General features: G+C 72.5%; 11 protein-coding genes. 2 read left to right on the top strand and 9 right to left on the bottom strand.

Annotated elements, in window-relative coordinates; genetic code table 11:
* Positions 1-155 precede the first annotated feature (155 nt).
* The 7 genes from ABH931_RS24310 to ABH931_RS24280 all read right to left on the bottom strand — a co-directional run bounded on the left by ABH931_RS24310 (position 156) and on the right by ABH931_RS24280 (position 10,829).
* A complete protein-coding gene (locus ABH931_RS24310) occupies positions 156-3,971 on the bottom strand; it encodes a DUF4082 domain-containing protein (protein ID WP_370116951.1) in 3,816 nt (1,271 codons plus the stop codon).
* A 200-nt stretch (positions 3,972-4,171) separates the two neighbouring features.
* Positions 4,172-5,287, bottom strand: coding sequence for a DegT/DnrJ/EryC1/StrS family aminotransferase (locus ABH931_RS24305; protein WP_370116949.1), 1,116 nt, complete (start codon positions 5,285-5,287; stop codon positions 4,172-4,174).
* Positions 5,288-5,403: 116 nt separating this feature from the next.
* Positions 5,404-6,138, bottom strand: a complete 735-nt coding sequence (locus ABH931_RS24300; RefSeq protein ID WP_370116947.1) for a NeuD/PglB/VioB family sugar acetyltransferase — start codon at positions 6,136-6,138, stop codon at positions 5,404-5,406.
* Positions 6,135-7,283, bottom strand: coding sequence for a DegT/DnrJ/EryC1/StrS family aminotransferase (locus ABH931_RS24295; RefSeq protein ID WP_370116944.1), 1,149 nt, complete (start codon positions 7,281-7,283; stop codon positions 6,135-6,137). The genes ABH931_RS24300 and ABH931_RS24295 overlap by 4 nt, the downstream gene beginning before the upstream one ends.
* The gene (locus tag ABH931_RS24290; RefSeq protein WP_370116941.1) at positions 7,280-8,266 is read right to left on the bottom strand and encodes an NAD-dependent epimerase/dehydratase family protein; all 987 of its coding nucleotides are present in this window, start codon (positions 8,264-8,266) and stop codon (positions 7,280-7,282) included. The genes ABH931_RS24295 and ABH931_RS24290 overlap by 4 nt, the downstream gene beginning before the upstream one ends.
* A 50-nt stretch (positions 8,267-8,316) precedes the next feature.
* On the bottom strand, positions 8,317-9,345 hold the full coding sequence (locus ABH931_RS24285; RefSeq protein ID WP_370116938.1) for a Gfo/Idh/MocA family protein: 1,029 nt from the start codon (positions 9,343-9,345) through the stop codon (positions 8,317-8,319).
* 137 nt (positions 9,346-9,482) lie between these two features.
* Positions 9,483-10,829, bottom strand: a complete 1,347-nt coding sequence (locus ABH931_RS24280) for a sugar transferase (protein WP_370116936.1) — start codon at positions 10,827-10,829, stop codon at positions 9,483-9,485.
* Between the two features lie 417 nt (positions 10,830-11,246).
* On the opposite strand from ABH931_RS24280, the gene ABH931_RS24275 reads away from it, so the two are divergent.
* Together ABH931_RS24275 and ABH931_RS24270 are read left to right on the top strand one after the other, a co-directional pair.
* Positions 11,247-12,116, top strand: coding sequence for a glycosyltransferase (locus tag ABH931_RS24275; RefSeq protein ID WP_370116934.1), 870 nt, complete (start codon positions 11,247-11,249; stop codon positions 12,114-12,116).
* Positions 12,117-12,161: 45 nt separating this feature from the next.
* Positions 12,162-12,773: an acyltransferase gene (locus tag ABH931_RS24270; protein WP_370116931.1), complete on the top strand. Its 612-nt coding sequence runs from the start codon at positions 12,162-12,164 to the stop codon at positions 12,771-12,773.
* Positions 12,774-13,006: 233 nt separating this feature from the next.
* Here the strand turns inward: ABH931_RS24270 and rfbD are convergent, their stop codons facing one another.
* Entirely contained in the window at positions 13,007-13,912 is a 906-nt protein-coding gene (rfbD, locus tag ABH931_RS24265; RefSeq protein WP_370116928.1) for a dTDP-4-dehydrorhamnose reductase, read from the bottom strand.
* Positions 13,909-14,898, bottom strand: coding sequence for a dTDP-glucose 4,6-dehydratase (gene rfbB / locus ABH931_RS24260; RefSeq protein ID WP_370116925.1), 990 nt, complete (start codon positions 14,896-14,898; stop codon positions 13,909-13,911). The genes rfbD and rfbB overlap by 4 nt, the downstream gene beginning before the upstream one ends.
* Positions 14,899-14,918 lie beyond the last annotated feature (20 nt).

Raw genomic sequence — 14,918 nt, 5'->3', positions numbered from 1 at the left:
CCGTGGTTGGGCCCGAATGTTTCGCGGGGTACGCCCCGGGGCCGCGCCTCCTGGCGGGGGGGCCAACCCCGGGGGGGGGGGGGGCCCGGCCCGGGGGGCGGCCCCCCCCGCCGCCCGGTTGAGTCAAAACGGACGGAAACGGTGGTGCGGGTGGGTCAGATCAGCGTCGGGGACCCGATGGCGGGCTCCAGACGGCCGGGCACCCAGTCGGCGAACTGCGTGAAGTGCGGGAACGTCACCGTGTTGGTCGCCGGGTGGTGCGGCAGGTGCGGGCGCGGGTAGCCGGTGTGCAGCAGCCACGTCCGGGTGGTGAGGGTGTGGTCGTGCTTGTCCCCCGCGGTCAGGGTGATCCGGTAGACCACGCCGTAGGCCAGTGGCCCGGCGGGCCGGAGGCTGACCTGGTGGGTGACCGGGTTGTAGCCGACGACGGCCGTGTAGCTGTCGTCGTCCGGCCAGTCGCCCACGGACGGGGTGGTGCTGATGTCCGCGTCGATGTGCGCCGGGTCGGTGCCCGCGGGCAGGGTCGCGGTGAGCGGGTGTGCCGCGTCCACGATCCGGTTCGGTCCGGTGGTGGTCGCCCCGCGGCCGGAGCCGTTCAGCGGCGCGGCCGAGAGCACCAGCCCGCCGGGCGCGGCCGCGGTGAGCGGTGCGACGGCGCCGGCGCCGGCGACGGCCGTGCGGGCCGACGCCCCCTGCGTGCCACTGGGCGAGAAGACCGGGCTCACCCAGTAGTTCGCCGAGCCGGACGAGCCGGTCGGGAAAGCGGAGGTGCCGTACTGGTACAGCCCGTTGTGCGCACCGCTCAGATCGGCGAGCGCGGTCAGCGGGTAGGCCAGGTGGGCGCCACCGAAGTAGCCCTCGTCGGCCGCGTAGTTGCCGTTGGGCGCGTGGTAGGAGACCACGTAGGCGGTGTTGGCGCTGATCGCGACCGGGGTCGCGAAGGTGAGCGTCTGCCACCCCGTCGCGGTCTCGTTGGTGAAGGTGCCGGTGGCGAGCAGCTGGCCGGCGGACGACCAGAGGCTGCCGGTGTGGGTGCCGGTGTTGCCGGTGCCCTTGTAGAAGGTGACGCCGGTGACGTTGCCGGCGACCGACGCCTGGAACCGGGCGCCCAGCTCCAGGGAGTTGGGGTCGGCGGTGACGTCGGTGGTGCCCGGCACGGTGGTGGAGGGCCACAGGGAGCAGGGGCAGTTGGTCGCGGGCGGCGTCGCACTGGTGGTGAACGTCCAGGTGACCGGCGCGGTCATGGCGTTGCCCCACAGGTCGGAGACCTGCACCGAGGCGGTGTAGACGGTGTTCAGCGCCAGCTGCGAGGACGGGGTGAACGTGGCCACGTTGCCCGAGGACACCGCCGCGGTGCCCGGGACGGCGTTGCCGCTCGGGTCCTTGACGGTGAAGGCCAGCGTGGTCTGGTCGATGCTCTCGTTGAACGTCGCCGACACCGGGCTGGTGATCGAGACGGCGGTGGCTCCGGAGGTGGGCGACTTCACCGTGACCGAGGGCGGCGTGGTGCTGGCCGTCGAGGTGTCGAGCACCACGTCCACCCAGTAGTTGCTGCCACTCGAAGCGGTCGCGGGGAAGGCGCTGGTCGAGCCGTAGTGGTAGACGCCGTTGGCGCCGGAGGAGCCGCCGCTCTGCACCGCGGTCAGCGGCGCGAGGCCGGCGCCCTGGTTGCTGAAGTAGCCGCCGTCGTAGGAGTAGCCGCCGCCTGGCGCGAAGTAGGAGGCGACGTAGGTGGTGTTGGCCTTGACCGGCACGGGCGAGGAGAAGTTCAGCTGCTGCCAGCCGGACGCGGTCTCGTTGGTGAACGTGCCGGTGGCCAGCAGCTGGCCGGAGGCGGTCCACAGGTTGCCGATGTGGGTACCGGTGTTGGCGGTGGACTTGTAGAAGCGCACCCCGGTGATCGACCCCGGGCTGCTGGTCTGGAACTTGACGCCCAGTTCGACGGAGCTGCCGTCACCGGCGTTGACGGTGCCGGGCACGGAGCTGGCCGGGAAGATCGAGCACGGGCACGCCTGCGGGCCGACGGTCAGCGGCACCGAGGCGACCGCCCCGATGTTGGCGCTGTCGTCCTCGGCGCGGACCTGGATCTGCGTCGATCCCTGGGCGGTCGGCGTCCAGGAGTAGCTCCACGAGGTGAGCCCGGTCGCGGGGTTCCAGGTGGTGCCACCGTCGGTGGAGACCTCGACGCGGGCGACCACGCCGCCGCCGTTGTCGACCGCCGTTCCGGTCACGGTGACCGGCTTCAGCGCCGCCACGGTGCTGCCGGAGGACGGGCTGGTCACGGTGACGGTCGGACCGACGGTGTCGGTCGAAGCGCTCGCCGCGACGAGGTTGCCCTGCAGGGTCAGCGGCTGCAACCCCATGTCGGCGAGGATGTTGACGGTGGCCTGCTGCATGCGGGCGTCCGCGGTGACCGTCGGCGTGCCGGTGGTCGGCACGTTGGTCAGGCCCCAGGACCACTGGACGGTGCCGGAGCCGAAGACGAGCGCGTGCGAGGTCGGGTCGCGGAACTCCACCAGGCTGTGCGTGGCCAGGCCGTTGCCGTAGTTGTTGCCCCAGTCCTCGCGCAGCGTCCCGTTCTCGACGTCCACGGTGGTGGAGGACATGTCGATCTCACCGCTCGGGCGGCTTGCGTCGGCCACGTCGCTGTCCCACTCGTAGCCGAGCGTCCCGGTCGGGAAGACGGCGGTCTGGGAGGGCGTGAGGCTCGCGATCGAGGTGTTGCGCCACAGTCGCATCTTCGCGTAGGAGCCCGGCACGGTGATGGCGTCGCTGCGGTACCCGTTGACCTGGAACAGGGATCCGGTCAGCTGGTTCTCCGGCTCGTAGGGCTGGCCGTAGTTGGCACTGGCCGGGTCCATCCAGGTGCCGGTCCAGGTGCCGCTGGGGTCCGCCACGCCGTCCGGGGTGGGGAACTCCAGCTTGGTCATCTTGTAGCAGACCAGGGTCCGGTTGGCGGTGTTGGTCCCGTCGATGCTGGGCGCGAGCCTGGTCTTCCAGAAGACCTCGTTGCCGCTGAAGAAGGCCTCGTTGACCCCGGCCTTGCGTGCGGCGAGCACGTTGTCCCACTGGGACTGGTTCCAGTACTCGTCGTGGCCCGAGGACATGAAGACCTTGTGGTTGAGCAGCAGCGAACCGTTGGTCGTCACGTCCAGGCCCGAGAGGTAGCTGACGTCGTAACCGTTCTGCTCCAGCCAGGAGATCATCTCGAACTCCGAGCCGTAGACGCCGTTGTCACCGCCGACGTCCAACGGCCGGTTGTAGCTGACCTGGTAGGCGCGGCCGTCGGGCGCGGGACCGTTGCCCTGGTAGAGGTTCTGGCCGCCCCACATGTTGTAGGCCTGCCAGGTCTCGTCCGAGGTCTGCACGACCATGGCCGAGTGGCTGGAGTCGTCACGGACCACGAACGGGTAGGGCATCAGCCCGTTGCCGTCCGTCTGGTCGAAGTTGGCGATGTAGAGCCCCGACACGGCGTCGCTCGGCACCGTCCAGCTGGCCGTCACCGGCCAGTTGCCGCAGTCGACCAGGCCGACGGAGGCGTTGGTGGTACAGGAGGCGACCTTGGTGGCGTAGTTCGCCGGGTACGTCTGCGCGGCCTGCGCGGCCGTGGACATCTCGCGCGCGCCGTCACCACCGTAGTAGCCCAGCCGGTAGATCTCGACGTGGTACGTGACCGGCGACTGGATCTTGAACGAGATGGTGGAGCCGGGCGTCACGCTCTCCTGGGTGGAGAACCCCTGGATGTCACCCCAGGCGTTGGGCGAGAACCAGTCGGACATCGGCGTGCCCGGCTTGGAGTTCTCGCAGACGATCGGATTGGACCCGCTCCCGCACGGGTCGGTGGCCGCGTGGGCGGAGGTGCCGGCGGTGAACGGCAGCAGCAAGCCTGCGAGTACGGCCAGCACGGCGAGAAGGCCGAGGCGGATTCTGGCGCGGCGGCTCGGTGGACTGGTTCGGACGGTGCTCTTCATGGTTTCCCCGGGGTACAGCAGTTCGTGCGGCGGAGCGCGGTGCCGGCGGTCAGGGCCCTGACGCCGTTTGCGCGAGGACGACGCCTCCCGGCGTCGCGTGACCAGATCTCCTCGAAGGTGCTGTGCTGTCGTGCGGTGGCGCCGTTCCTGCGGTCGTGCCGTGCTCTCGGTCGTACGGAGACTGCGGGTTGGTGCTCCCGTCAGCCCAGCGCGCCGGCCAGTGCGTCGACGACGCGCTGCTGCTGGTCGGCGGTCAGGTGCGGGTGGAGCGGCAGCGAGAGGATCTCCTCGCCGGCCCGCTCGGCCTGGGGGAAGGAGCCGCGCCCGTGTCCCAGATGGGCGAAGGCCTCCGTGAGGTGCACCGGAGTCGGGTAGTGGATCCCCGCGCCGATCCCGGCCGCGTTCAGCTTGCCGACGACGGCGTCCCGGTCGGCGCCGGGCACCCGCACCACGTAGAGGTGCCAGACGTGCTCGTTGCCCTCCGCAGTGCCCGGCAGCAGAACCCGCCCGGCGTCCGCGAGGTCCGCCAGCAGCTCCGCGTAGCGCGCGGCCGCGTCGCGCCGCGCCTGGTTCCACCCGGCGAGGCGCGCGAGCTTGGCCCGCAGCGGCACGGCCTGGAGGCCGTCGAGGCGGCTGTTGAACCCGGCCAGGTCGTGGCGGTACTTGACCGTGCTCCCGTGGTTGGCCATCGACCGCACGGTGGCGGCGAGTTCGGCGTCGTCGGTCAGCACCGCGCCCGCGTCGCCGTAGGCACCGAGGTTCTTGCCCGGGTAGAAGCTGGTCGCGGCGATGCCGCCCTGGCCGGGGTGCCGCCCGTGCCGCGTGGCGCCCTGGCTCTGGGCGGCGTCCTCCACGACCGGAACCCCCGCCGGCAGGGCCGCGGCGAGCTCGGCGGCAGGCGCGAGCTGCCCGTACAGGTGCACCGGCACGACGGCGCGGGTGGCCGGGCCGACGGCGGCGAGGGCCGCGTCCGGGTCGATCAGGAAGCTGTCCGGCAGGCAGTCCACCAGCACCGGCACCGCGCCGAGACGCGCGGCGGCTCCGGCGGTCGCGATGAAGGTGTTCGCGGGCATCACCACCTCGTCCCCGGCCCTGACGCCGACCGCCCGCAGCGCGAGCTCGACGGCGTCGGTACCGTTCGCGACGCCCACGCAGTGGGCGACGCCCCCGAACGCGGCGTACTCCCGCTCGAAGGCGGCGACTTCCTCCCCACCGATGAACGCGCTGCGCGCCAGCACCCGGTCGAACCCGGCGCGGATCTCGTCAGCGATCTCCGCGTGCGCGGCGCCGAGGTCGACGAGGGGGATCTGGTCCATACGACGTGAGCTCCTGTCTTTTCGTCTTTGGGGGCGCGAGGCTCTACTGATGTGCGGCTCCGCCGCGTGGGCGCGAGCAACCACTGACGAGCGGATGGCCCTGCGCGTTCGGGGCTCTACGTGGGTGGGTGGCCTGTCGCGCCCCGCGGCGGAGCCGCTGATCGGCAGAGCCCCGCGCCCCTGGCAGGTGGCAACTCATTCAGAACGTGATCCGGAACCGGCCGATGCTTCCGCGCCGGAGCGCCGAGCCAGACCTCGCCCGGCGGCAGGTCCTCCAGCAGCACGGCGCCCATGCCGAGTTGGGACCAGGCCCCGACCGTGAGCCCCTCACGGACCAGCGCGCCCGCGCCGAGGTACGCGCCCGTGTCGACGCTCACCCCGCCGCCGACGCGGACGCCGGAGGCGATCGTGGCGAAGTCCCCCACCATGTCGTCGTGCGTCAGCACGACCTGCGGCATCACCGCGACGTGCGCGCCCACGCGCACGGACGCGGTGAGCGCGCAGTGGGCCAGCAGCACCGAGCCGGGGCCGATGCTCGCGCTGTCCGCGACCGCCGCCGTGGGGTGGACGACCGTCCCGTACCGCTGCTCCGGCAGCCCGAGGCGGCGGACCAGGCGGGCACGGCCCGCCCAGTCGCGGGGGTTGCCGACGCAGACCACGACCGGGGCGTCCGGATGCGCGTGCACCAGCTCGCTGCCGCCGAGCACCGGCAGCCCGTCGACCTCGGTGCCGTGTCGGCCCGGGTCGTCGTCGAGGTGGGCCAGGACCGCGTCGGGGCCGTGCGCGGCGCGCGCGGCCTGCGCGGTCTCCCGCGCGAAGCCGCCCGCGCCGACGATCAGCAGCCCCTTCACCGCCGCGCCTCCGTCACCAGCGCCGCGACCACGCGGTCCTGCTGGGACTCCGTCATGGCATGGAAGAGCGGCAGGATCAACGAGTCACGGGTGACGCGCTCGGTCACCGGCAGCGCCGCGTGCGGGTGCTGGGCGTAGGCGGGTTCGAGGTGGGCGGCCATGATGCCGCGCCGCGCCGAGATCCCGGCGTCGGCCAGCCCCGCCAGCACCGCGTCGCGGCCCTGCGGCCAGCCGTCCTCGGGGAGGACCCAGTAGGACTGGAAGGTGGTCGTCCCGTGCGCCGGGTCGCGCACCGGTCGCAGGTCCGGCGCCCGCTGCGCGAGCAGCGCGTCGTAGCGGGCCGCGAGCGCCCGGCGCCGGGCCACGATCCCGTCCAGCTTACCGAGCTGCACCAGGCCGACCGCGGCCTGGATGTCGGTCATCCGGTAGTTGAAACCGACCTCCAGGTACTGCTCCAGCACCGGCGTGCGGCTGGCGTGGCGCTCGGCGGCGGAGGCGCTCATGCCGTGTTCGCGCAGGCGCCGCAGCCGGGCTGCGACCTCGGGGTCGTCGGTGGTGACCATGCCGCCCTCGCCGGTGGTGATCACCTTGCGGGGGTGGAAGGACCAGGCGGCGAGCAGCGCGCCCGCGCCGACCGGGCCGCCGGCGACGGTCGCGCCGATCGCGCAGGCGGCGTCCTCCACGACGGCGACGTCCCACTGGGCGCAGGCCTTCCGCACGCCCTCGACATCGGCGGGCACGCCGCCCTGGTGGACGAGCACGACGGCGCGGGTGCGCTCCGTCCGCACGGCGGCGATCGTCTCGGCGGTCAGGTTGCCCGTGGCCGCCTCCACGTCGGCGAAGACCGGCTCCGCGCCGACGTAGCGGACCGCGTTGGCCGTCGCGACGAAGGAGAGTGACGGCACCACGACCTCGTCGCCGGGACCGAGACCGAGCGCGACCAGGCACAGGTGCAGCGCGGTGGTGCACGAGCTGACGGCGACGCCGTACCCGGCGCCGACCCGCTCGGCGAAGGCCTGCTCGAAAGCCGCGACCCTGGGGCCCTGCGCGACCCAGCCGGAGCGGACCGCGTCGGCGGCCGCCTGGGCCTCCTCCTCGCCCAGCCACGGCACCATGACCGGGATCCGGTCCTCCGCCGCGCTCACCCGGTCACCTCGGCGGCGTCCTTGACGCGCTCGCCCCGCCACCAGCCGACCAGGTCGGACAGGCCGGTCGGCAGGTCGATCTCCGCGCGGAAGCCGAGGCGCTGCGCCGCGTTCTCGATCTCGGCGAGCCGCCTGGTCACGCCGTTGACCGCGCGGGCCGGGCCGTGGACCGGGGTGAGGTCCGAGCCCATGGCCTCCAGCAGGCCCTGCGCCAATTGCAGCAGGCTGGTCTCGGTGCCGCTGGCGACGTTGAACACCTCGTCGGTCAGCTCGGCCTCCGCGGCCAGCAGGTTGGCGCGGGCGATGTCGCGGACGTCGACGAAGTCCATGGTCTGGGTGCCGTCGCCCAGGATCAGCGGCGGCTCCCCCGACTCGATCCGCTCCATCCAGCGGATCAGCACCTCGGTGTAGAGGCCGTGGATGTCCATCCGCGGGCCGTAGACGTTGAAGTAGCGCAGCGCCACGTAGTCCAGCCCGTACATGGCGTGGAAGCTGCGCAGCATGCCCTCGTTGAACGCCTTGGCCGCGCCGTAGAAGGTGTCGTTGTTGTACGGGTGGTGGCGCTCGGTGGTCGGGAAGGTCTCGGCCAGGCCGTAGAGCGAGGCCGAGGACGACGCCACCAGCTTCTCGACGCCCGCCTGGACGGCTGCCTCCAGCACGTTGAAGGTGCCGTCGACCATCACCTCGTTGGCAAGGCGGGGCTCCTCGGCGCACTGGGTGATCCGGATCGCCGCGAGGTGGAAGACCAGCTCCGCGCCCTCCGTCGCCTTACGGACGGTGTCGGCGTCGCGAATGTCCCCGTCGACGACCTCCACCACCCCACTCGGCAGGGCGGTGGCCAGGTTGGCCATCCGTCCCCGCACGAAGTTGTCGAGCACGGTGACGTGCTCCGCCCCCTGCTCCACCAGCAGGTCGACCAGGTTCGAGCCGATGGTGCCCGCTCCGCCCGTCACCAGGATCCGCTTGCCGCGTACGCTGCCCAAGTCGCTTTCCTTCATCAGGTGTTGCCGGTTCAGGTTGCTCTGCGTGCAGTTCAGTGCCCCGTGCGCAGGCCGACGACCGCGCCGTGGAAGGCGAGGCTGCGCGAGGCGGCCTCCAGGATGTCCAGCACCCGCAGCCCGGACCGGCCGTCGGTCAGCGGCGGGCGTCCGGTGGTGATCGCGTCGGAGAACTCCTCGACCATGGCGCGCAGCGCCTCGCGCTCCGCCAGGGCGGGCGCGACCATGTCGCCGGTGCGGTAGGAGACGAGCATGTCGCGGCGCTCCTCGGCGCCGATCTCCTGGGGCGCGGCCAGGTCGACGCCGCGGTCGAAGACGGCGACGCGCTGGGCCGGATTGAGGTCGTCCCAGACCAGGGTCCGCTTGGCGCCGCCCACCATGGTCGTGCGCACCTTGGTCGGCGAGAGCCAGTTGACGTGCACGTGGGCGATCGCGCCGGTGCTCAGCTGGAGGGTGAGGTAGGCGATGCAGGCCTGCCCCGCACCGATCGGATCGGCACCGTGGGCGGCGACCGCGACCGGCCGGACGTGCTCGGGCAGGATGACGTCGAGGATGGACAGGTCGTGCGGGGCCAGGTCCCACAGCACGTCGATGTCCTTCTGCACCAGCCCGAGGTTGATCCGCACCGAGTCGACGTAGTGCAACTCGCCGAGGTCGCCGCCGTGGACGAGCTCGCGGATCCGGCCCACGGCGGGGGTGTAGCAGTAGGTGTGGTCGCACATCAGGGTGAGACCACGCTGCTCGGCCTCCTCGACCAGGCGCAGGCCGTCGGCGTAGGTGGCCGCGAGCGGCTTCTCCACCAGCACGTGCTTTCCCGCCCGCAGGGCCGCGAGCGCCACGTCGAGGTGGGTGCCGGCCGGGGTGGCGACGGCGACCGCGTCGACCTCCGGGTCCGCGAGCACCTCGGCGAGGTCGGCGGTGGCCTGGACGGTGGAGTAGGAGCCGAGCACGCGGCGGGCCCGGTCCACGTCGAGGTCGCACAGCCACCGCAGCCGGAACCGGTCGCAGCCCTGGAAGTTGCGGACCAGGTTCGGACCCCAGTAGCCGGCACCGACGACCGCCACGCCGAGCGGTCCCTCCGTCCTCGCCGACCCGGTGCTTGCCTGCTCTTGGTTCTGCCCCACCTGTGCGATCCCCCTCGTCGGTCCGGATGCGGTGCGCTGCTTCTTCGATGGCGTCTTCCGTGCGACCCGTTCGGGCATCAGTAGGCCCCCGTCCCGCGCACCACGGCCGGGCCGGTGCGCCGCAGGATCTCCGCGTCGAGCGCCAGGGACCAGTTGTCGACGTAGGCCAGGTCGAGCCGGACCGCCTCCTCCCAGGACAGGTCGGAGCGTCCGCTGACCTGCCACAGGCCGGTCAGCCCCGGCTTGACCAGCAGCCGGCGCCGGATCTCGTTGGTGTAGCCGTCGGCCTCGACGGGCAGCGACGGACGCGGCCCCACCAGGGACATGTGTCCGGCCACCACGTTGATCAGCTGCGGGAGTTCGTCGATCGAGTAGCGGCGCAGGGCGGCGCCCACCCGGGTGACCCGGGGGTCCGCCTTGATCTTGAACAGCAGCCCGTCGCTGTTCTGGTTGAGCTGCGCCAGCTTGTCCTTGCGGTGCTCCGCGTCCTCCTGCATGGTGCGGAACTTGAACATGGTGAAGTGGTTGCCGTACTGCCCCACCCGGCGCTGCCGGAAGAGAGCCGGGCCCCGGCTGTCCATCCGCACCACCAGCGAGACGGCCAGTATCAGCGGGGCCAGCACGACCAGCATGGCCGCGGCCAGCCCGCGTTCGAGCACTTCCTTGGGCAGCCGGGCTCCCCGGCCGAGCTGTGGCGCACGCACGCCGACCAGCGTCATCCCGTCGGCCACCCGCACCGACAGCCGCGACTCGGCCACGTCCGTGAGCAGCGGTGCGACCAGGAAGTCGGCCCCGGCCGCCGCGGCGCTCCAGGACAGACGTCGCATCTCCGCGCCACCGATCTGCGGGCTCGGCACCACGACGACGGTCGCGCTGTCCGTGTCGTGCAGAGCGTTCTGCAGCTCGTGCAGCCCACCCCACACGTGTTCGGCCCACGGCCCCAGCGTGGCCGCCTGGTCGGGATCGGCGAGGCACACGCCCACCACCCTCAGCGCGGCGTGGGAGGTCCGCACGAGCCGGGGCAGCACCTGGCTCACGCCCTCGGCCGAGCCGACCAGGACGGTGGCCCGGTGCCGGCGCTCGGCGGCGAAGGCCCGCAGCAGCCGTCTGCGCAGCGCCACCCGCACCACGATCCCGGTCACCGCAACGGGGACGGCGGCCAGCATCATCGAGTGCAGGAAGTCGTCGTCGCGCAGCACCAGCCAGTAGCAGCTGACGGCGACCGCCGGCAGCGCCACGGCACCGCGCAGCACCCGGCGGAACTCCTCGCGCCCGGAGCCGAGCATGTCGGCGTCATAGGCCCGGTAGGCGCCCATGGCGAAGAGCCAGGCGGGCGGCAGCCCGAGCACCAGCGCCCAGTGCCGGTGCGCGGTGTGGATCAGCAGGCCGGCCGCCAGCGCGGCCAGTCCGTCGGCGACCAACAAAGTACGCCGGTACCGGTGCAGCCACTGTCGTCGCCGACGGGCGCCCCCCTGTGTGCGGCTCGTCTGTTGGAGTCCATGCGTCATCGGTCCGACGATCATGCATCCCCCCGGGTCTACGGCTACCGCCTCAGCCCACGTCTGTCACAAGTCGAACTGGCCGATCAGGTGGATCGGGTCGATCTGTCGCTGTGCTAGAGGTCGTGCGAGAGTGGTCCGGAAACCCGGACACATCGGCCCGGGGTGGTGCGGAATCGGGACGACGGCCTCCTCCCCCAGGAGACCGGAATCTGGTCAAGGGCAGATCAACCACGCCCAAACCCCCGCTCGCGCAGCAATCTAGACCATGTCGGCGCAACAGCGTGACGGAATCCAAAGGTTGGTGATTCCGGTGGTGCAAGTTCTGGCCATACTTCGTAGGTGACTCGTGAAGAGATCAGTCTGGTGATCCCCGCGCACAACGAGGAACGGGTGATCGGGCGCCTGCTGGACGCGCTGTTGGCCGAGGGCCCCGAGGGGCTCGACCTCGTCGTGGTGTGCAACGGCTGCACCGACGGCACGGCGGAGGCGGCCCGCTCGCGCGGGCCGGCCGTCCGCGTCGTGGAACTCGAACAGCCTTCGAAACACTGGGCCTTGAGAGCGGGTGACGAGCACGCGCGCACCTTCCCCCGGCTCTACGTCGACGCCGATGTGGTCCTGACCGGGGCGGATGCGCGCCGCGTGGCGGCGGCCCTGACCCCCGGCGTGCTGGCCGCCGCACCCGAGCGGGAGATCCCGCTCGCCGCCAGCGACTGGCGGGTCCGTTCCTTCTACCACGTCTGGCTGAGACTTCCGACGGTCCGTCAGGGACTGTTCGGACGAGGTGCCGTAGCCGTCACAAAGGAGGGTCACAGCCGCCTCACAGCCCTTCCCGAGCTGATGGCTGACGACCTGGCGTTCTCGCTCGCGTTCGGGCCGGAGGAGCGAAAGGTCGTGAGCGAGGCCCGCGTGATCATCCAACCTCCGCGCAGCTGGCCTGATCTGATGCGCCGTCGCGTCCGGGCGACCACATCCACCGGGCAACTGGAGCACCACCAGCGCACGGACGGCGTCCCGGCGCACGGCAGCGCCGCCGGGAGCGCCCGCACGAGCCTCGGCGACCTGCGTGCCCTCGTGCGCGCCGAACCACGCCTGCTGCCGTCTGTCGTGGTCTTCGCGGCCACCGCCGTCCTGGCCCGCCGCGCAGCGCGGCGCGCGGTGCGTGCCGGCGAGGGCGGCGCCTGGCTGCGGGACGAGAGCAGCCGTTCCTGAGCCGCGCCCCTGATTCCCCGTCCGCCCGACACAAGGGAGCACCCCATGAGCGATCCGGTCCACCGCTTCGACGCCCGCCCTACCGCCCAGGTCGACCCCGCCGCCACTGTCGGCGAGGGCACCACCGTCTGGGACCTCGCCCAGATCCGCGAGCACGCCGTCCTCGGGCGCGAGTGCATCATCGGCCGCGGCGCCTACGTCGGCCCCGGCGTCCGGCTGGGCGACCGGGTGAAGCTGCAGAACCACGCCCTGGTCTACGAGCCTGCCATCCTGGGCGACGGCGTGTTCGTCGGCCCGGCGGTGGTGCTCACCAACGACCACTTCCCACGCTCGGTCACCCCCGCGGGCAAGCTCAAGCGCGGCGCGGACTGGGAGGCGGTGGCCGTCGTCGTCGAGGAGGGCGCGAGCCTCGGCGCCCGCTCGGTCTGTGTGGCCCCGGTCCGCGTCGGCCGCTGGGCGCTGGTCGCCGCGGGGGCGGTCGTCACCCGCGACGTCCCGGCCTTCGCCCTGGTCGCGGGCGTCCCCGCCCGCCGCATCGGCTGGGTCGGCCACGCAGGCACTCGCCTGGTCGAGTGCGAGTCGCAGCCGGGCACGTGGGAGTGCCCGACGAGCGGCGCGCTCTACGACGAACGGGACGGCCTGCTCTTCGAACGGTGAGGTAGCGGCACCCCCGGGGGCGCGGGGCTCCGCTGATGTGCGGCTCCTCCTCGTGGGCGCGACAGTCCCCCAGCCTTCGGCCGGGAGGAGCCCCCTCCGGCATGCGGATGGTCCTCAATGCGCAGGCTCATCCGCACGCCGGTGGTTGCTCGCGCCCACGCAGGGGGCGCATCCGGCCGAAGGCTGGGAGGAGCCGCAGATCGGCAGCGCCCCGCGCACCTGAGGCGGTGCAGCTACCTGGCCTTCTCCACCAGCTCGCGGAACGCCGGGCGCCGGAGCGCCTCGCGCAGGGGCTCCGTCCAGTCCGGCTGGGCCGGGATACCAGCGGCGGACCAGCGGTCGTGGCCAAGGACGCTATAGGCCGGCCGCGCCGCCGGGCGGGGAAAGGCTGCGGTGGTGGTCGGGCGGATGCGGTCAGGGTCCAGCCCGGCGTGGGTGTAGACCGCGCGGGCGAGGCCGTACCAGGTGGTGCGGCCGGAGGACGTGCCGTGGTAGACGCCCGGCGGCGCCTCGCCGCCCGCCGCCGCGCGGCCGAGTGCGACGAGGCGGTGGGCCAGCGGCACGGTCCACGTCGGCTGGCCGTGCTGGTCGTCGACGACGTCGACGCTCGGCCGCTCCGCGGCCAGGCGCAGCATCGTGGCGACGAAGTTCGGGCCGTGCTCGCCGTAGAGCCAGGCCGTGCGGACGACGTAACCCGCCTCGGGCAGGCGCTCCGCCAGCAGCCGCTCACCCAGCAGCTTGCTGCGGCCGTAGGCGTTCCGGGGCCCGGTCGGCGCGTCCTCGGGCTGCGGGTCCGGCGAGGCGCCGGGCAGCACGTAGTCGGTGGAGAGCTGGAGCAACCGGGCACCACCGTGGGCGCACGCGTCCGCCAGCAGGCCCACCGCGTGCCCGTTCACGGCGTCGGCGCGGTCCGGCTCGCTCTCCGCCGCGTCGACGTTGGTGTAACCGGCGCAGTTGACGACCACGTCGTGTCCGGCGACCGCCGCCCGCACGGCTGCCGCGTCCGTGACGTCCAGCGCGGCCCGGTCCGCGGCGGTGACCCGCTCCGCCCCCGCCTCGCCGAGCACCGCGACCAGATCCCGGCCGAGCATCCCCCCGGCCCCGGTGACCAGCCACCTCAGCCCCGACGCCCCGCTCATCGCGAACCCTCCGCGCGCTGCTTGAGCGGCTCCCACCAGGCGCGGTTCTCGCGGTACCAGGCGACGGTGTCCGCCAGGCCCTCCGCGAACGCCACCCGCGGCTCGTAGCCCAGCTCGTGCCGTGCCTTGCCGATGTCGAGCGAGTAGCGAAGGTCATGTCCCTTGCGGTCCTCGACCGGGACGACCCGGTCCCAGCCCGCCCCGGTCGCCTCCAGCAGCTGGCCGGTCAGTTCACGATTCGTCAGTTCCCGGCCTCCGCCCAGGTGGTACACCTCCCCCGCACGTCCCTTGAGCAGGGCCAGGGCGATGCCCTGGCAGTGGTCGGCGACGTGCAGCCAGTCGCGCACGTTGGCGCCCGTCCCGTAGAGCGGGACCGTGCCGCCGTCCAGCAGGTTGGTGGTGAACAGCGGGATGACCTTCTCGGGGAACTGGTACGGGCCGTAGTTGTTGGAACAGCGGGTGACCACGACGTCCGCGCCGTGGGTGCGATGGTGGGCCAGCACGAGCAGGTCCGACGACGCCTTGGACGCCGCATAGGGCGAGTTGGGCGCGAGCGGCCAGCTCTCCGTCCAGGAGCCCTCGGCGATGGAGCCGTAGACCTCGTCGGTGGAGACGTGCAGGAAGCGGCCGACCCGGTGGCGCCGCGCGGCGTCCAGCAGCACCTGGGTGCCGAGCACGTTCGTGGTGACGAACGGGACCGCGCCGGCGATGGAGCGGTCCACATGGGACTCCGCGGCGAAGTGGACCACCGCGTCCTGCCCGGCGGTGACCTCGTCCACCACCTCCGGGTCGCAGATGTCGCCCTCGACGAAACGGAAGTCGGGACGGCCCTCGACCGACGCCAGGTTGGCCCGCACGCCCGAGTAGGTGAGCTTGTCCAGGACGGTGACGCGCGCACCGTGGAGCGGGGCCCCGGTCGCGGTGAGTGTCTGCCGGACGAACTCCGAACCGATGAAACCGGCACCGCCGGTGACCAGTATGCGCATAGTCCGGCCAGCATAGGCAG

It is taken from the genome of Streptacidiphilus sp. MAP12-33, from assembly GCF_041261265.1.
Classification (GTDB): Bacteria; Actinomycetota; Actinomycetes; order Streptomycetales; family Streptomycetaceae; genus Streptacidiphilus.
This window is presented reverse-complemented; position numbering and strand designations above follow the sequence as displayed.